The organism is Dermabacter jinjuensis, from assembly GCF_902381725.1.
Taxonomy (GTDB): Bacteria; Actinomycetota; Actinomycetes; order Actinomycetales; family Dermabacteraceae; genus Dermabacter; species Dermabacter hominis.
This window is the reverse complement of sequence record NZ_LR698963.1, coordinates 783,502-803,809: the sequence shown is the minus strand read 5'-3', so window position 1 is coordinate 803,809 and position 20,308 is coordinate 783,502. Positions and strand designations below refer to the sequence as shown.

At 63.6% G+C, this 20,308-nt stretch carries 12 protein-coding genes and 1 pseudogene; 6 read left to right on the top strand and 7 right to left on the bottom strand.

The window, feature by feature from the left end; translation table 11 throughout:
- The first annotated feature begins 101 nt into the window (after positions 1–101).
- On the top strand, positions 102–1,121 hold the full coding sequence (locus FXY94_RS03505) for a hypothetical protein (protein ID WP_040386424.1): 1,020 nt from the start codon (positions 102–104) through the stop codon (positions 1,119–1,121).
- A 342-nt stretch (positions 1,122–1,463) separates the two neighbouring features.
- Positions 1,464–1,835: pseudogene (locus FXY94_RS03500) on the top strand (amylo-alpha-1,6-glucosidase); the annotation flags it as partial.
- Here FXY94_RS03500 and FXY94_RS03495 read toward each other — a convergent pair.
- The 7 genes from FXY94_RS03495 to FXY94_RS03465 all read right to left on the bottom strand — a co-directional run bounded on the left by FXY94_RS03495 (position 1,832) and on the right by FXY94_RS03465 (position 16,397).
- Positions 1,832–5,428 (bottom strand): UvrD-helicase domain-containing protein, encoded by a 3,597-nt coding sequence (locus FXY94_RS03495; protein WP_016663644.1) that lies wholly within the window; start codon positions 5,426–5,428, stop codon positions 1,832–1,834. The pseudogene FXY94_RS03500 and the gene FXY94_RS03495 sit on opposite strands and share 4 nt — an antisense overlap.
- A complete protein-coding gene (locus FXY94_RS03490) occupies positions 5,425–8,235 on the bottom strand; it encodes a PD-(D/E)XK nuclease family protein (RefSeq protein ID WP_016663643.1) in 2,811 nt (936 codons plus the stop codon). The genes FXY94_RS03495 and FXY94_RS03490 overlap by 4 nt, the downstream gene beginning before the upstream one ends.
- A 543-nt stretch (positions 8,236–8,778) precedes the next feature.
- Complete coding sequence (locus tag FXY94_RS03485) at positions 8,779–10,008, bottom strand: DUF6177 family protein (RefSeq protein ID WP_016663642.1); 1,230 nt, start codon at positions 10,006–10,008, stop codon at positions 8,779–8,781.
- 11 nt (positions 10,009–10,019) lie between these two features.
- Positions 10,020–14,045 (bottom strand): type VII secretion protein EccC, encoded by a 4,026-nt coding sequence (locus FXY94_RS03480; RefSeq protein WP_016663641.1) that lies wholly within the window; start codon positions 14,043–14,045, stop codon positions 10,020–10,022.
- A complete protein-coding gene (locus tag FXY94_RS03475; RefSeq protein WP_016663640.1) occupies positions 14,042–14,791 on the bottom strand; it encodes a hypothetical protein in 750 nt (249 codons plus the stop codon). The genes FXY94_RS03480 and FXY94_RS03475 overlap by 4 nt, the downstream gene beginning before the upstream one ends.
- Positions 14,788–16,089 carry a ubiquitin family protein gene (locus tag FXY94_RS03470; RefSeq protein WP_016663639.1) on the bottom strand — a complete coding sequence of 434 codons (1,302 nt, stop codon included), beginning with the start codon at positions 16,087–16,089 and terminating at the stop codon, positions 14,788–14,790. Before FXY94_RS03470 ends, FXY94_RS03475 begins: the two co-directional genes overlap by 4 nt.
- Positions 16,086–16,397 (bottom strand): hypothetical protein, encoded by a 312-nt coding sequence (locus FXY94_RS03465; RefSeq protein ID WP_016663638.1) that lies wholly within the window; start codon positions 16,395–16,397, stop codon positions 16,086–16,088. The genes FXY94_RS03470 and FXY94_RS03465 overlap by 4 nt, the downstream gene beginning before the upstream one ends.
- A gap of 204 nt (positions 16,398–16,601) precedes the next feature.
- On the opposite strand from FXY94_RS03465, the gene FXY94_RS03460 reads away from it, so the two are divergent.
- The 4 genes from FXY94_RS03460 (at position 16,602) to FXY94_RS10885 (ending at position 20,022) form a co-directional block, all read left to right on the top strand.
- Positions 16,602–16,964 carry a hypothetical protein gene (locus tag FXY94_RS03460; RefSeq protein ID WP_016663637.1) on the top strand — a complete coding sequence of 121 codons (363 nt, stop codon included), beginning with the start codon at positions 16,602–16,604 and terminating at the stop codon, positions 16,962–16,964.
- A gap of 44 nt (positions 16,965–17,008) precedes the next feature.
- On the top strand, positions 17,009–17,317 hold the full coding sequence (locus FXY94_RS03455; protein ID WP_016663629.1) for a pore-forming ESAT-6 family protein: 309 nt from the start codon (positions 17,009–17,011) through the stop codon (positions 17,315–17,317).
- A 307-nt stretch (positions 17,318–17,624) separates the two neighbouring features.
- Positions 17,625–18,128, top strand: coding sequence for a hypothetical protein (locus FXY94_RS03450; RefSeq protein ID WP_016663636.1), 504 nt, complete (start codon positions 17,625–17,627; stop codon positions 18,126–18,128).
- Positions 18,129–18,144: 16 nt separating this feature from the next.
- Positions 18,145–20,022: a hypothetical protein gene (locus tag FXY94_RS10885; RefSeq protein WP_016663635.1), complete on the top strand. Its 1,878-nt coding sequence runs from the start codon at positions 18,145–18,147 to the stop codon at positions 20,020–20,022.
- The last annotated feature ends 286 nt before the right edge of the window (positions 20,023–20,308 follow it).

Genomic DNA, 20,308 nt, shown 5'->3' with positions numbered 1-20,308 from the left:
CTACGTTTGTGGCGCAATTCGGGTGGGTTCCGCCGCAAACGTTGGGTTTAGATTCGCGCGACCTCGAGGAGCCTCCAGGCGCGACCGTTTAGCCTTGAGCCATGGTGAACCAGGGCACATTCAAGAACGAATTCGAAGAGTGGGCACCCGCCTGTGTGCAACTCGCTTACACCTACGCCGACGGCCACGAGACACTCGACCGACTCTGGGTGATCGCACACCTCGGTACAACCGTGACGCCGTACGCCGTTTACGAAGTCAACGGCCGGATTTGCGAACCTTACAGCCTCGACGAGGCGATTCCTGAACTCGACTGCTCCCCCGAGGCGCAGGGGGAACTTCTCCATCCCCTCCTCGAGAACTCGGTCGAACTGCGAGACGCAGTCGTCGAGGCGAACGAGCCGCTGCCCACTCGCATCGTGCTGCGCTACGAAGTCAAGCAGGAGGAACTGACAGCGAGCATTACCTACGACTCGCTCGAACCCGGAGTTCCCGAAGAGAAGCAGGTGAGCAATACCGAACTCATCGAGCGGTGGATTGAGCGACTACGCGAGACCGGCGATGACTCTGCATCCGCGCTCCCTGAGGAACCCGGCGACGAACAGGACGCTCACGCCGCCCCTATCGAGTTCGAGCCGACGGACCCCACCGACTTCGAGACGCCTTTCGACCAGTGGTCGGCATACTGCTTGCAGGTCGCCTATAGCTTCGCCGACTGCCACGAGTCACTTCAGCGCGTATGGGTCGTTGCCCACCTCGGCGGAGCCGTCTCGGTGAACGCCGTATACGAGATCGACGGCGCCATCGTCCGGTCGCACGAACTCGGCAAAGCAATCCCCGAGCTCGAAAGCCCGATCGAGGAGCAGGTCGAGTATCTCCTCGAACCGCTCACCGAAAATACGGCCGATTTCCAGGACGAACTAGAGGCCGCGGGCGAGCCAGTTCCTACCCGTATCGTGCTGCGCTTCAACGTCGCCGATGACGACGTGAATGAGGACCTCACCTATGAACCCCTCGAACCCGGCGTTGCCGAGGAAGACCAAAGCCCCGCGAGCGTGCTCCACGAACGCTGGGTCGAGCGCTTGCGCGACACGGGCAACGACGCAGCTGGTGCCCTATGAAACTAAACCCCACGTTTGCGGCGGTAAGAGACGAGATACCGCCACAATTGTTGGGGACAGATCCCCCTGGTTTCGCTAGGGACGCCGTCAGCCCTTGCGGACAACGTTGCGCGCGCCGCCGATTGGCTCCTCGATCACGCCGACGCCGACGGCGACCTGTTCCTCGAATACATCGACGAATCAGGCCACGGCCTTGCGAACCAGGGCTGGAAGGACTCGGGTGGCTCCGTGCGATTCGCGGACGGCACGATCGTCGAAGGACCGATCGCCCTCACTGAAGTACAGGGGTACGCCTATGAAGCTAGGCTCGTAGCCGCGTGACTCCTCGAGGAGCGCGAAGAACGCCTGGTCATCGACCGTCTCATGGACTCGACGATGTTCACGGGCTTTGGCATCCGCACCCTCTCGAGCGACAACAGCGCGTACTTCCCGACCCGCTACCACGGTGGCAGCGTGTGGAGTCACGACACGGCGTTCGTCATGCGCCAAGCCATGCGTGCGGGATTCACAAGCGAGGCACGGCAGATCGCCCGGTCGCTCGTGCGGGCGGCGCAGGGCTTCGACTGGCGTCTGCCCGAACTGTTTGCGGGGGATCCGACGGTTGCCGTGCAGCAGCCGCTGCCCTATCCCGCATCGTGTCGTCCGCAGGCGTGGGCTGCGGCGAGCGCCGTTCCGATCGCCGAAGTGCTCGGGCTGCTCCCCGCACGAGACTAGGGCTTGACCTCGACTTTCACGACGTACCCGCTGAGTGGGAGATGCACGAGGGCATAATCGGGGCGGCGCCCCGTACGCTCCTCGAGGGCGTTCAGGTAGGTCGCGAGCTGGCCCACGTATTCGCGGCGAATGAAATCGAGGACGTCGGCTGGTTCGGTCCGCGAATTCGTTTTGTGATCCACGACGATGCTGTGACCGTTTTCGAGGGTCAGGAGCGAGTCGATCCAGCCTTCCATGGCTTGACCGTCGGCATTCCACCACGCCACCGGAACCTCGGTGCCGGCGGTGTGCCCGGGAAATTCGCGCGTGATCCAGGCGTGCCATCGCTCGCCGACCTCGACGATGACCTCGGGCGTGACCTTCGCTTTGAGCAGAGGGTTTGTGCCGAGCCATCGATCGGTGATCCTCCGGGCAAGGGTGAGCTGGCGCTCGCGCGGTAGCTGCGAGTACGGGGTCGCAAGGTAGGCGTGGACGGCTTCGCCTACGAGTTCTCGGTGCGTTCCGCCCTCCCCGACGAGAGGGGCGCCGAGCTTCGCGTGGATCGTGACTCGCGCGTCGATGCCGGTGGACTCAACGGCGCTCGCGGCAAAACGCGCGGGAAGGCCGCCCTCGTGCTCGATGAAACTGGACGGCGCCCCCGTGGGAGCCGCCGTGGGTTCCGCCGCGAGTGGGCTTCGCTCCCGGCGGTACGGTTCGAGAGGCGAATCGGGGTCATCGGCGTCGCCTGGGGTCTCGTGGTGGAGAACCGTCACGGGGATCGTTGAGACGCGAGGACCGCACTCACACTCGTTCGCTTGGGCGTCGTCGTCAGCATCAGCGGCGCAGTGAGGCTCGCTCTGGCCCGGCAGGCCGGCCGGGACGCGCGCGCCGGTCACGGTGAGGGCTGCGCAGCCGTCGGATTTCTCCGTGAGCTCGAGCGTGTACGTGGCCTTCTGATCCCGAGCCTCCTTGCGTTCTTTCACGGCCTTTGTGGATTCGTCCCGCTCGGGGGTCCACGTGGCTGCTTCGGCGATTTCCGCCTCGAGAACCTCGGGCGAAAACTGCGCGTACAGCGTCTCGGTAAGGTCTTTGTGACCTGCGAGAACGAGCTGATATTTCGCTCGCGTGAGCGCAACGTAGTGGATGCGGGCCTCCTCCGCGCGGTTGGCGAGACGCGCGCGCGTCACATCGCTATCGTGTGCGAGCGCCTTTGCCATGGGCGCGAAAGAGTCGTTGATGATCGGGTTGAAGCGCAGCGCTCGACCGGTGAGGGGGTGTTCGGGATCGAATTCCGACGCTGGCCTCGGCCGCACGGTCACCGCGTCTCGAACGTTTTTCGCCTTCTCGGGAACGATCGTGACGACCACGGGCCACTGCAGGCCCTTTGCACCGTGGATGGTGCTGACGGTGACGGCGTTCGGGTCGTGCGCAAGCCTGTGCTCCTTGCCGTGCTCCGCAAGGAAGGCCCCGAGGCCGGCTAGGCCCATGGCGCGGCCCCTGCCCGTGCACTCCTCCTCGTACTCGCGGGCAAGCGAATGAAGGGCATCGAGAACTGCGAGTCGCTCCTCGCTCGCACTCCACTGCTTGACGCGCCGCGGAAGCTCGAGCGCATCGATCAGGGCGAGGACAACTTCGCTCGGACTGAGTTGAGCAGCGCGCGCACGCAAAGCTTCGAGGCCCGCAAGTGCGGGATCTTCACGCCAGGTGCGCATGCGCCGCGCACGCTCGGCACGATTGGGGAGTGCGCCAAGCTCGTGGAACCAGCTTTCGTGCGACGCATGCTCCGGCACGAGGCTCACCAGCTCGGCGAGAGCGAGAGTGTCATTCGGGTCGAGGAGGGACGCGAGGCCGGCGCGCATCATGTGCGCCTCGCGTCCGGTCCATAGATCACGCTTCGCGCCAGTCGTGGGTATGCCGAGGGTTTCAAGCGCGTCCGTCACGGTGGCAAGTGCTCCTCCGTTTCTCGCGAGCACGGCAATATCACCGGGCGTCAGGGGTTTTCCTGCGATTGCGGCGCCCGAGGTGAGGAGCGCGTGGATGCCCGTCGCGATCGAGCTTCGCAATGCTGCGTCCTTCGCGCGGGGCAGGTTCTCGGGGCCTTTCCACAGCTCCACGCCGCCCTCATGCCGCGTGTTCTCGCGGGCACCGGGCACGTCAAGCGCGACAGTCGACGGCTTCATGTCTCGAAAGATTGCCGTGAACAGGGCGTTGGTGAGGGCGAGCGGCGGCTCAGAGCTTCGATAGGAATCGGTAAGCGCCTCGACGTTTCCGCCGGCGAACCCTCCGCGGCCCTCGCGCACGGCGTCGACGACGCCCGACATGAGCTCGGGGGCCGCGTCGCGAAAGCCATAGATTGACTGCTTTTGGTCACCCACCCACACGACGTCCTCGACAAGGTCGCCAAGACGCATGAAAAGCTCGAGCTGAATCGGGGATGTGTCCTGAAATTCGTCAACGGCGAGGAAGCGAAAACGGCTCTTGAGTGAGGACCGCACGCGCTCGTTGTGAGTGACAAGATCGAGCGCGAGGGTCTCTTGATCGGCGAAATCCATGACCCCCAGGGCTGCCTTGTGCTCGGCATACGCTTCGAGCGCGTGGGCCGCAGTCGAGAACGCGAGGAGAATCAGTTTCTCGACATCCGCGAGGAACGCTTCGTTACCGAGAACCCCCACGCCGTCGCTCGCGCCGAGGATCAGGTCGGCAAGCGGTGCGAAGACAGCCTGGGGTCGCGCACCGGGCTTTTTTCCTCCGTGGGCCGGGCGCACTTTCCTCACGTCGGCGAGTGCCATCCACTGCGTCCACGGCACGCTCTCGATGCCGCGGCTCATGCGACGGTAGAGCGACTCGAGCGTCACGATCGATCCCTCGATGTTTCCGAGTGTCGACGAGACCCGTTTCGCGGGCTCGCCGTCGCTCGGCCAATGCGTAAGCTCCTCGCCCTGGGCCTCGGCCGCACGCGCCGCGTCGCGATCCGCCGTGAGTTCTGCGAGGCAACTTTCGAAAACTCGCAGCCAGGCTCCGCGTTGATCGGGCCCACTCTCGTAGCCTGCCTCATTGATCATCGAGCGGAAAGCGGTGATCGATTCCTCGGCACTGCGCTCGAGGGCGGCGGGTGTGATGCCGTTCGTGCGCGCGAGCCTCGTCATGCTCGTGACGGCGCTCGCCCACGATTCATCACGCTCAAACGAGTTCGCGCCTTGATCTGGTGCCCCTTCGTATCCGAGTCGAGCAAGGAGCGCGTGCTCGCGCTCCTCGATCTCGGCGATGGTGTGGTTGATCGACGCCGTGAAGATGAGTTCGCTTTCCTCTTCGCTCAGCACTCGCAGCTCGGGGCTAAGCCCCATGTCAATCGCGTAGTCCTGAACGATGCTCCCCGCGATCGAGTTGACCGTGCCAATGAGTGCCGAGCCGATCTCGTTCGCCTGCTCCACGTGCCCGAGCTCGAGAAGGCGTACTTGGAGACGCTCGCGGAGCTCGGCCGCGGCCTTCACCGTGAAGGTCGTCGCGATGATTTCGCTCGTGCGCACGCCGCCCGCGAGCGCATCAGCCAGTCGCGTGGTGAGGGTGTAGGTTTTGCCGGATCCCGCCGACGCGGTGATGACGGTGAAGGTCATGAGTAGTCTCCCGTGAGTCCCGTGAGCAGGCAGTAGTCGCTGTAGGCGGCGTTAGCGTCGACGAATACGCGCCCCGCTTGCGCGCGTTCCTCGGCAAGTTCCGCCGCGGCTTTTTTGTGGGCGGTGTCGAGGGGCGAAAGACCGCTGGCAAGGGCGATGTCCCCCAGCGCACTCGTCACGCGGCCCTGGGCGATCGCGCTCAGTTCATCCTCGATCGTGGCGCGAAGCCGCTCGAAAAGGGCGAGGCTTCCGTCGGAAGTTTCGCCGCTTTCCCCTCGCCCGCCGAGGCCCCGGTCTAGGGTCACGAACTCCGCGTGCCGCAGCATGAAATATCCGGAGCGCGGCTCACGCATCTCACCTCTCTGTGCGCCGTATGCCCACGCGTAGGTCGCAAGCTGGAGCGCTGCGTGTGTGGCGACGTAGTTCGCGTATCGCGACGTGCTGTTCGTCCACTTGAAGTCGAGGAGAACGGGTCTTCCGTTCTCGTCGATTCCCGTGAAGTCGATCGAACCGAAGAGGGGCGCGGTGAACTGCTGGGCTGCGCCGGTGGCTTCCACCGTGAAGGTGAGGGGCACGCCTTCGAGTGCATGCTCGATCTGAAGCACGCTGATGCCCGCGCTGCGGAGCGTGCGAAACAGCATGCCGATGCTAGTTTTCGCCCGCCGTAGGACGTACGCGCGCAGAGCCTCGTTGCCGGGGAGGTCGAGATGACTCGCGTACCGGGGGATGAGGCGCGCCACGAGTTCCTCGACGGTGCTTTCGGGAACCTCGTAGCTTGGCGGCACGAGTTTGTCATTGACGAGAGTTTCGATAACGGCGTGGACGAGCGTGCCTATCGCGCGGTTGCCGCTCGGGACGCTCGCGGCGCTGCCCGGTTTGATGCCGAACGGGTAGCGGAGCACCCATTCAAGGGCGTCGCGGTGAAGTTTTTCGAGCTGCGTAAACGACAGGCGTTCTGGCATGAGGTGCATCCCGGGCGTCACGTCGCGCGCGAGGGTTGATGGCGGCATGAATCGAAGCTCGGGCACTGTTTCGAGCAACCCCGCCTCGAGCCGTCGCGCGGCCCATTGACGCGCATCGATCGTGAGCGCCCGATGCTGCGTGGGATCCGATTGCTTCGCGTCCAGAGCCTGGATGTCGGGGTGGGCCTCAAGCCATGCTCCCGCGAGTGGCGCGAGTGCAGGGTTGAGGCTCGCACGCTCGCCGTCCACGACATCGGCAACGACGGCGATGATCGTTGAGGCTCGACTCAAAGCACGCAGTTTCGTGCCCATCTCGAGCGCCTCGAGTGCCTCCGGTTCAATGACGCGGGCCCCGCCCTCTTCGAGCAGGTCAACTTCCGAACGATCCCACGTGGCACTGCGCCTTCCTTGGACTCCAGCGGCGCCCCACCACACCACCGTTCCTCCATCCACGTGCGCCTCACTCACCGCCGTTTCCCACGGGGTAACGGATGGCCGCGCGAGCACCGACCGTGCCGAAGGCGCGGAAGCCGAGACGAGGTCGCGCAGCTCGCGCTCACTGAGCGAGGGCCCTCCCACGAGGCCCACGAGATCGCGAAGGGTCGCGAGGTGCTGGCGAATGATTCTCTTCGCGGGCCCGGCCGCTCTCGGCATCGATTCCACTCGTGCCTCGAGAAACTCAAGGCGCCTGCCGAGAGCACCGACCGCCACGCGCTCCCCCGGAGTTTCGGCGGTGAACGCGCACAGCTCACGCACGATCGCGACATTCTGCGTGCCGACTTCGGGATCTGCAGCTATTTCCTCGAGCGCCCGCGAGAAGGCCGAATGCGGATCGCTCGCGTCGATCCCCGCTTCCTCCCCGAGGGCGCGAAGGAGCGCGCGGGTCACCTTCCACGGCAGCACGGGGGCCGACGCTTGCCTCTCTCCCGCAGATTCCCGCCCTTTCTCGCACGGAACCTCGACACTGAGGAACTCCACGAGCGCCTGCACGTTCACGGGAGCGCTACTCGCCTCGAGAAAGAGCGGCACGATCTGTGCGGCAAGCCGTGGCAATTCCGACGGCGCATGCGCGACGGGCGGGAGGCCGCGCCGCGTAAGCGAGAGGTCAAGCGGGAGTGTTCCCCTACTTGCAAGCACGGTCACGGCGCCTTCGCCCGCGCATGCGTCTTCGAGGATCTGCGCGGCAATTTCCCCGGCCGAGAGTTCCTGGGGCGCACGCACGATCGACAGTGAACCGGGCACGCGCGCATCGTCCGCGCAAACCGTCACCTCGACACCGCAGCGCGAAAGGAGCGTAAAAATCGCCGGCCACCGGCCGGGCAGACTGCGAGGATCCTCGGTGCACTCGATGGCCTCGATCCCCAGTGGCCACACTTCGCTCGAAGCCGCAAGCCCTTCGAGCTCGGCGTGAACACTCGCGAGATCATCGGCAAACCCCGGTGGCAGATTCGCACCGGGAACTCCTTCGACGCCCACGACAATGGCCTGTTCGAGAGCCGCGAGCGCCTGAAGCCGGGGCTGGCGTACTCCATCAATCCGGCGAGGCTCCGGCGCACACCACCCCAATTCGAGCGCCTCATCGCGTAGCCGAAGCAGCACGCGCGCCGTGTTCCACGGATCCAGCTCTCGCGAGCGCCGATACCACGAATGATCCACCTCGCCGAGAAGGCGGTGCATGCGCGCAACCCTCACCGCGTGCGACGTTTCCGGATGACGCAGCCCCAGGCGCGTAAGCAGCACCCCCACGAGCTCTCGCGGCCCCGCGACCATGTCCCACGTACGCTCCGCGCCGCCGCGCGACGCCCACGCAGCGCCATCCGCAAGCCAGCCAAATCGAATCCTCACGAGGGCCCCTCTCGACCGTTTCCCGTTACGCCCACAACGGTATCCCGGGGGTGAGACATTTAAACCGGCAACCGTCGGACCCGCCCTCAACCGCACGCTCGACGGCGACCCGAGGAGCCCAACCCAAGCGCTGCCCCACCCGTGTGCCGTCCCCGGTGGCCAGCACGCCGCGGTGCGAGCCTCATAGCCCCGGCTCTGCGCAGCCAAAACACGGCAGTCGCCGTAAAAGTGGCGGAGCACACATGCCCTAATTTCCCAAAACGATGTCTCTGAATAGCGCTTGACCAGCGACTGTTATATATTCGTGATGTTCGTGTCGCGGGTCTCCCCGTGACGGAACCGCGTTCCTCATCTTCACAAACGAGGGCTCAGGCCCGCGCCGCCAAGCGGCGTTCACATCGCCACCCGCCACTAACACCATCGCGCGGGTGGGGCGGTGCCGCGGTGAGGGGATTTCCGCGGTACGAGAAGCGCCCGGCGGAGGGGGTCCGACGGGCGCTTCTCTACATCTCCGGCCCCTTTCATCCGGGTGCCGGTCCTGTCTTATTCGGGCGCAGCCTCATCGGAAGCCAAGGAGCCGTCGGGCCCCTCCCCCGCATTCTTCCCACCCGGGTTGCCACCGAGGTAGCCGAGGTAGCCGAAGCCGCCCTCCCACGGGTCCAGGTCGTCTTTCAAAGCGTGCTCTGCCGACTCGTGCACGAGTCGCGTCGTGGCCTCCATGCCCTCGGCAATCACGAAGCCGAGCGGCATATATTCCTTGAACTGATCCCAGAGCGCGCGCGCATCGGCACTGCTCAGCTTCGACTCCCCCGCGGGAAGCTCCAAGAAAATATCCTCGAGAACGCCCTGGGTCGCCGGAATGAGATCCAAAGTTCCGCGCGTGCCCGGCCCACTCAGGCACCACGTGATCAGCTCTGGTGACACTTCCGCGGACGTGCCCACAACGAGCTCACGATCCCACGGCACGCGCGAGATTTCAGTCCGCCCCACCCTCACGTGAGGAAGTCCGACGGTTGCCGCAAGAAGTCGCTCACTCGCTTCACCCACCGCCTCCGTGTCGTCAAGGGGGTGAAGCACCTGAAGGCGAATGCGCAAGCCGTCCGGCGTGAAGTACGGAACCTTCCGCCCTTCCGCCAGCTCCAGAACGCCATCGCTCGTCCAGTTGTACCCCAGTCCCGTGATGCCTTCGACCGGGCCATCAGCCGTTTCGCGGATCCACAGCACCTGGAAGGTGTCGAAGATGCGCCGCATGTACGGGCTGATGCGCGTAGATTCCGGCGTGCGAATAATGAGCGAGTGAGGCTCGGCCTGCGCGCTCGCGATAAGGGCCGAAATCCACGGGCTGAACTCGATGACCTCCACCGGCATGTCGATCACGCGCGGCACGAGAGGCGTGGCGTCCTCGTAGTATTCACCACGGCTAATCTGCTCCCGCGGGGTTCGGTTTGCCCAGCCCGCATCGTCCACAAGATCGAGGTCGATGCTCACGTCGCTCGCGCTCGCCGAGAACGCACGCGCGCAGGCTTTCGCAAACGCGATCGTCTCGGCGCGCGGCCCGACGATCTCGGCCGCACAGTAGGGAGCGCCGATGAAGACAACATCAACGAACCAGATGGGCGGAGTATTGGACGTGCCGTCAGTGATCGCAACAGCACCACTGTCGGTCGACCACATCTCGTGATCCGGCGAGAACACGGCGCTCACGACATCGGCGAGGCGCTCGGCCTCCCACTCGCGCGGGCTGTGAAGCCGCACAATGGCCTGCTGGTTCATGCCTTCACCTCTCAGTTGTTTGCGTGTGGACTGCCGAAGCCACGCGAGTGCGTCACTTCCTCATCGCCACCCTCGTACACGATCTGAACAGTTTCGCCAGGCTGCCCCATGCGGAACATGCGAGCCCGGCCCGTCGGGAGGGAGCGGGCGCGCTCGCCACCGAGGAGTAGACCCTCGGTACGGTCGCCCGAGAACATGAAGCCCGTCGCGCCACTTTCACGCACCGTGTTGAACACCGGCTCATACAGGCCGCGCGATGCACCTGCGACACGGCGAGCAATGATCGCGGAGAGGTTGATCTCCGGCCCCATCGCGAGGAACGGTTGAAGAGCTTGAAGTGGGCTCATGTTGCCGGCCGTGAGCACGTCATAGTCATCGATAAGCAAAACGATGCGCGGCTGCGATTCACCCTCGGCCTCGGCCGCTTCGGGTGAGCCGGGAACGCGCTTCTTAAGCTCGGGAATAATGGCGGCCACGAGCTGCTCAGCCAGGGTCGCGGAAGCCGCATACCCGCCGAGATAGGGCTCGGGGATCGCATCCGCGAGGTTTCTGCGGGGATCGAAGACGGCAAAGACCAGCTCCTCCTCGCTCCACCGCTTCATCATCTCGCGCGCGATGTACTTGAGCATGCTGGTGCGGCCCATCTTGTTGGAGCCGAGGAGCACCATGTTCCAGTCGGTGCCTTCCACGTCGAGCTGCGCCGTGCCGAGGTCGCCCTCGTAAAGGCCGATCGGGATGAGATTCTTCGATTCGCTCTGCTCGAGCAGGTCGGGCGTGACAACCGTCGGAAGCAGACGCACCTTGGGCGCGCGGTCCGTGGTCGATGCCGAAACCGCTTCGACGAGGTTGGTGAGGCCCTCGACGGTCGTTTCGCGGTCTGCCTTAGAGTCGATGCGCGGGAGCGCGATCTGCCCGAACAGGCTCTTCGAGGTCAAGCACTGACCCGGGCGGTCAGCGGCAATCGTCGCCGAGAGCTTACGCGCAACGCTCGACTCACCCGGGTCGGTGAGGCGCAGTTCGAGGCGGTTACCGAAGTAGGTCTGCATCGTCAGTCGCGCGTCGTTGAGGCGCGAACCGGTCGCGACCACGTGAACACCGAGGCCAGCACCGCGGCGGACGATGTCCTTGATGTTCTCCTCGAGGTCGTTGAACTCCTCGTTGAACTGGCCGAACCCGTCAACGAGCAGCACGATCTCGCTCATGAGCTTCGGATCAACGTCGAGGCCCGCCGCACGCCGTACCGATTCGAGGTCGGGAAGCTGGCTTTGGTGGAGCAAAAGCTCGCGGGCCTGCATGGCGGCCTGAACCTCTTCGACCGTGCGGCGCACGGCCTCGCGCTGCTGGCGAGTCGCGATGCCCGCGACGTTCGGAAGCTTCTCGATTGCCATGAGGCCAGAGCCGAGAAGGTCAATGCCGTATACGATCGCCTCCGCGGAAGGATGCGTGAGCGCGAGCGACGCCGCGATCGTGTGGAGTGCCGTCGTTTTGCCTGAGCGAGGCGCACCCACGATAAAGACGTGACCGCCTGGGCCAGCAAGATCGAGGTTGAGCTTGCCCTGCCACTGACGCGCCGGATCGTCAATCATGCCAATCGGCACCGAGAGGAGCTTGTCCTTCGGCAGGCGCAAACCGCGCCTCGTAGCCATGGGCTTGCCGGCAGCCTGGTCGAGCGTAATGACCTTGTCGATCGGGTCGAGCCAAATGGGGCGCGTGACGCGAGGCTGCTTCTCGAGCTGGGCAACGACGGTCGAAAGAATCGTGTCGCCCTCTTCATCCTCATCATCGGCGCCGCCCGGGGTAGCTTTCTTATCGGGCTCCGAATCGGTATCGAGGACCGCAAACTCATCGATAAGGGAGACGTGCGGGAGGTCCGCAACCTCCATCTCATCCTCTTGCGCCGGCAAGAGGCCCGACACGTAGCCCGAACGGAACTTCGTGTAGGTCGTCGTGTCGACCTTGAGATAGCCGTAACCGGGCAACGGTGGAAGTGAGAACGCATCAACCGTGTCGATCACGGTGCGCGACTCGGCCGCCGACAGGGTACGAAGACCGATGCGGTACGACAGGTAGGTTTCGAGGCCGCGAAGCTTGCCGCCCTCGATGCGCTGGCTCGACAGAAGCAAGTGCACACCGATCGAACGACCGATACGGCCAATCGACAGGAACAGATCGATGAAGTCCGGGCGGGCGGTCAGAAGCTCGCCGAACTCGTCAATGATCACGAGCAGATGCGGAAGCGGCTCCATGTGTTCGCCACCGTCGGCCGCCTGACGACGCCGGTACGTCGTAATATCCGAGAGGCTTCCAGCGTCCTTCAGGAGTTGCTGGCGGCGCTTGACTTCGCCCTCGAGGCTCGCGTACACCCTCTCCACGAGGTTCGCGTCGTCGCCAAGGTTCGTGATGACGCCCGCAACGTGCGGGAGATTCTCGAACGGCGCGAAGGCGGCACCGCCCTTGTAGTCGATGAGCACCATGTTGACGTCCGCCGGCGAGTGCCCCGTGACGAGGCCGAGCACCAAGGTGCGCAGGAGCTCAGACTTACCGGAACCGGTCGCACCGATCGCGAGGCCGTGAGGCCCCATGCCGTACTGTGCCGACTCCTTGAGGTCGAGCATGACCGGAGCGCCCTGGTCGTCGGTACCGATCTGTACGCGCAGAAAGCTCGAGCGGGGGCGCGGGGCCCACGCTTCCTCAAGGTTGATGTTCGTGAGTTCGCCAACGCCAAGAAGGTCCGAGGCGCGCAATGCTTGCTGCGTTTCGTCGTGTTCAAGCGAGTCGGGTGCGAGGCGAACGCCGGAGAGATAGCGCGCGAGCGCCCTCGCCTCTTCGTGCGTGAATTCGTCGAGCTTCACCGTAAGGCGCTCCGGCTCTTGATCTCGCGACGTGTAGCGCTCGATGATCGCCTCATCGGACTTGACCGACGAGGGGCTGATGCGAAGCGTGATGTCGTCGGGTTCGTGCTCGCGACTCGCGAGCAGGTGCAGCATCGTAAGGCCGACGTCCGACGGGCGCACCTCGCGGTCGCCGATGGGAAGATCGAGCGCATCTTCTCCGTGATGGTCCGAGACGATCCACATGCGCGCCATGGTGCTCGAGATGTTGCCACCACCGAGATTGCGTCGAAGCTGCGCGGCCTCCGTGAGGCGTCGGTGAAGCTCGGGGCGCAGCACTTCTCCGAGCTGTCGCTCATCCTTCGCGATGCGGCGAATGGGACCGTGCTGAGTCGCACGAGACTGGTCAGCCATGTGCGGAAGCCACGTCATCCACGACCAAAATTCGCGCGCTTCGCCCTCGGGGTAGGTGAGAGCCATTTGGATGTCCTCGGGCGAGGATAGCGCTGCCGCATGACTCGTGAGCAGTACGGCAATGCGACGGCAGAACGGCTGATCGCCCACGATACTCACGTTGCCCACGGAATCGAACGGGATGGTCACGGGCGCATCGGGCATCGTCGAAAAACGAGCTTCGACGCGATCCAGCTCGCTCGACATGAACTCATCGTCGAGGCTCATCGCGTTATCTTCGCCGACGCGTTCGAATTCGACCGCCGGCGCGAAGCCCGTACCGAGCCGCAAGCGCATGAAGTCCTGGTCGTCGCGGCGGCGCTCCCACAGCCTGGAGGTGGAGCGCGCGAGTGACAGAAGAGCCCCGGGGTGGGGTTCAGCTGCGCGCGCAAGCTCGGCCCGATGCTGCTCGGCTTCAAAGAGCTCGCTCGATTGACGGTCGAGGTAGGTCAGGTACCGGTCGCGGAGGGATTGCCGACGCCTGATTGTGCGACCACGGTTGCTCATAAACATGATGACGAACGCGATGACCGTCACGATCATCATGAGGGCACCGATTGCGGCGAGGGCGGAGCCCCTGAACAGCATCATGAGGGTCATACTCGTCGCGGCACCGAGCATGGGGATCAGCATGAGGAAGTTCGCCGTGCCATCGTTCTCGGGCAGCGCCGGCGGCAGCTCGATCTCGTGGCGTGTGATCCCCGGGGCCGAAGGCGAGGTTCGGGCGGGACGGTGGACGATTCGTGTACTCACCGACTGACCGCCAACTGCATCATGAGCGCACCCAGCTCCTCTATTGCGACGCGGGAGGGTTCCGAAATGTTGGCGATACGAACGTGGGAGTCGCCCGCGAGATGCTGATCCTGCGGGATGACCACGAGGTCGCCGAGCTGAATGCCGCCGCGGGGCTTTCCAAGGCCGCTTTCCGGGGTCTCGCGAAGCAAACGAATAGTAGCGCCGTGCTTGTCACCGAGAGCCTCACGAATGTTCTCGACCTTCTCGATGCCCTGCACGGTACGGCGGCCCACGATGACAATCACGTGCGGCATGAGCATCGAAAGCTCGTCGTCATTCACGTGTGAGTCGCAGTCAACGAGAAGCACCTGCTGCGATCGCGAGATCTCGCCGATCGATTCACGCGCCTGCAGGAGAGGGGTCTGCTGAAGACGAAGACCTCGCTGGTGGTAGTTCTCACCGAGGAACCACGCAAGGTCGCTCGTCGAGCGCAGTCCGGCGACGGTCACCGAACCGCCGCGCGCCTGCGCGAGGTAGCCTGCGCTCGCGACGAGGAGCGAGGTCGCGCCTGCGCCGCCGTGGGCACCGAGAAAAGCGATGCGGCGCCCGGTCGTGATGGGCAGTTGCTCATCGCGTTGGGCCTGTGCAATGCGAGTCGGGGTTTCGTCGTTGCCGATCCATCCGGTCACCCGGCGCAGCGCGCGACGCGCCCCACCTTCGCCCTTGCGTTTACTGATCTTGAGTGCGCGGTCTTTTTGGTTCACTGGAAAGTCCTCAACAATTCGCTATACACACCGAAAATACCGACGAGCGCAGGCACGGTCACGAGCGTGCAAATGCGTTCAATCACGCCGGAGATGCGACGTCCAAGGGCCGAGTTCACGGAGCTACGGAAGGCGAAACGCGGGACCGTGTACACAGCGATCGCCACAACGATGACGCCCACGCCGAGCCAAAGTGAGAGGTCGGGGTTCGACGCGACAATCGCCTGGGCGCAACACACACCAGTCACGATTGCGGCGCCCCACAGAACGGCCCGGTGGAGCGCGAACGGGAAGTGACGAGTGCGGAACACCATGGCAATGGCGACGGCTGCCACGGTGATCGCCGCGAAAATGTTCTCCGCAACGAGGGCCGACGCAAGACCGAGGGAGATTGCCAAGATCACCGCGAGAACGATAACCGACATGGAGAGAGCCTCATACGCCTCTGAAATGGCGACATCGACCCGCTTGACTTTCACGTCATCGCCCTCGGCGAGGGCATCCTGGACCTTGTAGAGGCCCGCCCCCTGCATCGCGAAGCGCGGCACTAGGCCGAGCGCCGCGAGGGCGATCACGGCAACGATCGCACCGGCCTGCTCCACCGTTGCACCGAGCGTTGTGGACAGGGTGAAGATACCGATGCTAGCGGCAAGGGTGGCGAGGGCGGTGCCGAGCGCCAGGAAGCGTCGGCGGAGAACCCCAAACACTGCAAGGTTTGCCGCGAACGCGCTAAGCCACCAGATCGCACTCTCCTTGCTCCCGAATTCGAAGTTGATCCCTCCGAGGAAAGTGAGCAGGAGCGAGCCCGCGTACAGCGGCCACGCAAGGGTGTGGACCTTCAGCGCCGCGGTGACGATGGTGAGCGCGTACATTCCCGCGACGGGCCACCACGGGCGGGAAAACGCACCGGGGATGAACCACAGGGAAAGAAGGAGAAGGACAGTGGAAAGAATCCCAAGCACCCACGGGCGGCTGGTGTCGTTCCATAAACCCCGGACGTCGATGGCCGTGAGGCGATCGACGACGTCGTGAACGACCGGCTCCAAGGGAGCATCGGCAAGCGGCAGAACCTGCACAACCTGGCCGTCGAGAAGCTCTTGCTCACCAACGGGCACCGTGTGGTCAAGTCGCGCGCCGAGGACCGTGAAAAGGCCGAGGCTTGAAACTTTCGTGGTTTCGCCTACGAGCTCAATGAACTCGGGGATCACATCGGCGGGCGTGAGCGAGCCGGGGACGATCACGTCCGCAGCGCGCTCACTACCGCGAATGGTGAGGCGAACAAAAGGGCTTTGGGTCATTGCTTGTCCTCATCAGCAGTGTTCGGCGTGGAAGCCGGCGTAGTGGGAGGTGTGGCGGGAGTGGTGATCGACGTGCCGTGCATGGGCTGTCGTTTAAAGGTCGTGTCGGTCGCGAGGAGATGCATAACGAATGACACGGCTACGCATACAGCACACGCAAGAACGGCGAAGAAAATACTGGCGAGCATCGTGCCGAGGCCGTCCGTCCACGTCCGACGCAGCCTCTCCGATCGGTGCAAAAGCGCCTGGGCAAGCCGTTTCCGGCGCACCTTAACGGCGTCGAGAAGCTGGTCATCATAGGTGTACACGCAGTCCAAACCCCCTGCTGAGCGCGTCAGCGGTCAATATGCGAGAGCCATTGTGCACACAATCCCTGAGATAGGCCACTTGGGTGAACATTAAGGGAACATAACGGAACCTTTTGGTGGATTGGCGTGACACCGTCAGGGCGTTGTGGTTTTGTGTAACGGTCAGATAACGGGACGTGTGTCCCGGACAGCACAAGGGGAAGCGTGGGAACCGCACGCGCTCTGACGCCGTGGTTCACACACTCCCACCACTACTTTCATTCCACCCTCACCACCAACACCGCGGGTTCCAACGACGATTTGGGCACCCTCGTCCAGCAGCTCGTCGCTTCGGTTGAGCCGCTTGAGGGCAAGTTCAACGGTGCCGGCCGCGCCGCCTTCGACCAGTTCAAGGGCCGCACCGACGAAATCAGCGCCGACCTCAACTCCTCGCTCGGCCGCATCGTCGAGGGCCAGTCCGGCATGGACACTGCCTTCCAGACCGGCGACCAGGAGTCGATGGACAACGCCACCTCCGCGCAGGGCTCGGCCAACTTCGACGGCGCACGCTTCTCCGGCCAGCGCTGACCCTCACCCGTCACCACACATACTTTTTCTAGAGAGGAACTCTCATGCCCACCACCGACCGTATTTCGTTTGACACCGGCGTTTCCCAGTCCGTCCAGGGCGACATCGCAGGCATCATCGGCCGCCTCGAAGGCCTCATCGCCCAGCGCGACCAGCAGGTCGCTACCGCCATGGCCGACTTCCAGGCCGACGGCGTCTCCGAAGAATACCGCCACGTTGAACAGCGCTGGAACCGCGCCTCCAACGAAGTCAAGAGCATCATCAACCTCGTCAAGACCACCATGGGCAAAAACGACGAAACCGCCACCAGCGCCCAACAACGCGCCGCCAGCGCCGTCGCCAACATCGGCTAACACCACACACCACCAACGCCCTGCCGCCCCAGCGGCGGCAGGGCGTTATTCACGATATAAGCCCGAACAGTGGACGTGTGCCGAAACAGCAAAAGCCGTGGCGCCCCGTTTCGGAGCTCACCGGATAGCAAATAGAACCAACAGCCTCAGAGACTCTTCGCAACGACACCTCGAGTGCGAGCATCTCCGCTTAGACCCTCTGTGGATCGCCGGAGAAAACCTCAACTGAACCGCGGTGCGAGATCCATGCATCACCACTGCGCGGCTATGTAACCACGATCCTCGACCAGGGGGGAATCAATTATCCATGCATTTTAGACTTACGCCGAACGAATACTTTTTTCGAGCCCGCGATGCTCGGAACACCCTCGATAACCTCACTGGCGTCAACGCTCTTGTGGACGAAGCAATTGATTTTACCAGCCAAGCACTCGAACACAGCATTCTCAGTCGGGGAGCATCAAGTTCATGCCTGGAACTATACGTCCGAAGTGAAGTGGACTACGGCCGTGGGCGCGCCAACCAAAATATCGAATACGCTTCCGAGGGAATGCGCTATTACATGAGCGCCGATTCTGAAATGGCTGACAACAGTAACAGCAGCGCAGCCGCCGCCGAAGGCAAAGGTCGCATGACAAATCTGGACAGGTACAACGAAGCCAATGGCGGTGGTCCCGGAGTATGCACACCAGAAAACCCGATGGGCCAAGCCAACTACGCGAGCAGCCCCGAAGAGATGTTAGCTAATTCATTTGCAAAAGCACGGGAAGCCGAGCAGCGCCCTTACGGCCCGTACCCCATCGAGAAGTAAACCCCTGGAGTAAATCATGGTTTCAAAGTCTGATCTCCCCGAGCTGGATGACCCCGGCACCGTAAGCCAACTAGGCGCAAAATTCGTGGCGATTGGCATGCTCAATAAGTCCATCATCGATGAAGCCAAGTACGGCTGGACGGATATTGCCACCTCCTATCAGGCACCCGAAAGCGGCAAGGTACAACGGGTATTCCACACCCCATCGGAGGCTGCCGACGAGCTCGAACGACGCACCAAAAAAGTTGGGGACGCTCTCGACTCGTATTCCAACACGCTCAGCGACCTTCACACAGAAAAGGCGCAGATCGAATCGGACATCGATGCGGCCAACGCGAAATACGCAGAAGCTATGGCGATGCCTGAAAAGGTCGAAGAGCCGGACCCGGATAATCCGGGCGAGACGATCGAAAAGGATAACGAAGAACGAGAGCAAGCCCTCGCTGAAGCCAATCAAATGATTTCAGCGGCGGAGGGTGCGGTTCGGGCCTTCAAGTTTAAAGTGCAGCAAGAAGACCGAAGTCTCGCAGACTCCATCACAGGGGAAACTATCAATCCACATACTGGTGAAGCAGCGTGGAGCAACTTCGCCGGAGGCAGCTTCTTCAAAGGCGTCTTTGACGCCATTATTGGTATGCCAAAAATTATCGTCGGCACGGTTCGCATCAACGTTTCTGACGTTTGGAATCATCGCCACGATTTGAAGAATTTCTTTTTTGGCCCAGACGGCGCTCGTCACAGGCAGTTTTGGCTCCAAATGGGCACCCTTCTAGCCCCTCCTGGAATGGGAGCAGCTCTTGGAACTGTCGGAACCGCGCCCGAAATTGTGAAAGGAGCGCAAGACGGTTCCCTAAAGCGAGGAGCATTCACTGCGGGCAAGTGGGTATACGAAAATCTGCAGGACGCCGCCATGGGCCCAGCGTCCCCCTCCGTCTATATCCACGGCGAGGCGTGGCTTAGAAAATGGGGCACCGAAACGGCGCACGATCCGGCCTACACCATCGGAGGCCTCGCCCCCACCGTGGTTACCGGCGGCCTCAGCGTAGAGCTGAAAGCCGGCCAAGTCGTCGTCAAGAACCTTACGAAGCCAGGCGAAAAAGCCGTAAAGAAGGGGCTGAAAGACGCTGCTAAGAAGGCGTACGAGGACCCGGCGCGCGAAGCGTTCAATAACGGTATCTACGACTCCCTGAAAGAAGCCTACGGTTCCCAGGGCGAGCAAGGTGCGGCTCCTTCCGCACCTGCACCGGCTCCGGCGCCCGCCGAACAGCCGGCTCCAGCGCCTGCGCCAGCACCCGCAGCTCCAGCGCCTGCGCCAGCACCGGCACCCGTTGCGCCGGCACCTGTGGCACCCGCACCGGCCCCGGCACCTGTCGACCAGCCAGCGCCCGCTCCGGCCCCGGCACCCGCTGCACCCGCACCGGCCCCCGTGGCCCCCGCACCAGCACCGGCACCCGTTGCACCCGCGCCGGCACCCGTCGACAAGCCAGCACCCGCGCCGGCACCCGTCGACAAGCCAGCACCCGCGCCGGCACCCGTCGACAAGCCAGCACCCGCACCGGCACCGGCACCCGCTGCACCCGCACCGGCACCGGCACCCGCTGCGCCTGCACCAGCTCCGGCTCCTGTCAACCAGCCCGCGCCGGCACCCGCCCCGGCTCCGCGTCCAGTGGACCCTGTCGCCGATGCCCTCGAAACGCTTGGCAATGCATCGCACCACGACTTCTTCGAGTTCCGAAACGATCTCATCGATCAAATTTCGGCGATCGACGGAATCGACGGCGATGCGGTGCGCGCCTTTGCTGATGACCCCGAGGGCTTTGCACAGGGGCAAGCGAACCAGGCGTACGAGGACTTCCTGTCCGCGAACCCTGAGGTGAAGCAACTCGTTCCGTAACCCCGAGTAGCCAACTCAAAAAGGCGCTGGCCCCGCGAGATCAGGGAGCGACATTGCGTCGCACCACCGTTCCGCGGGGCCTTCGCATGCGCACACAACATCAATGCTGACGTCGCCCGACGCACCTAAGTGAACATCGCGGAAACTTCTTGCAAAATGGTTTCTCTTCGGGTGGTGCACGACACGTCGGCTCTGTACTTTATAACGGTCAGATAACGGGACGTGTGTCCCGGACAGCACAAGGGGAAGCGTGGGAACCGCACGCGCTCTGACGCCGTGGTTCACA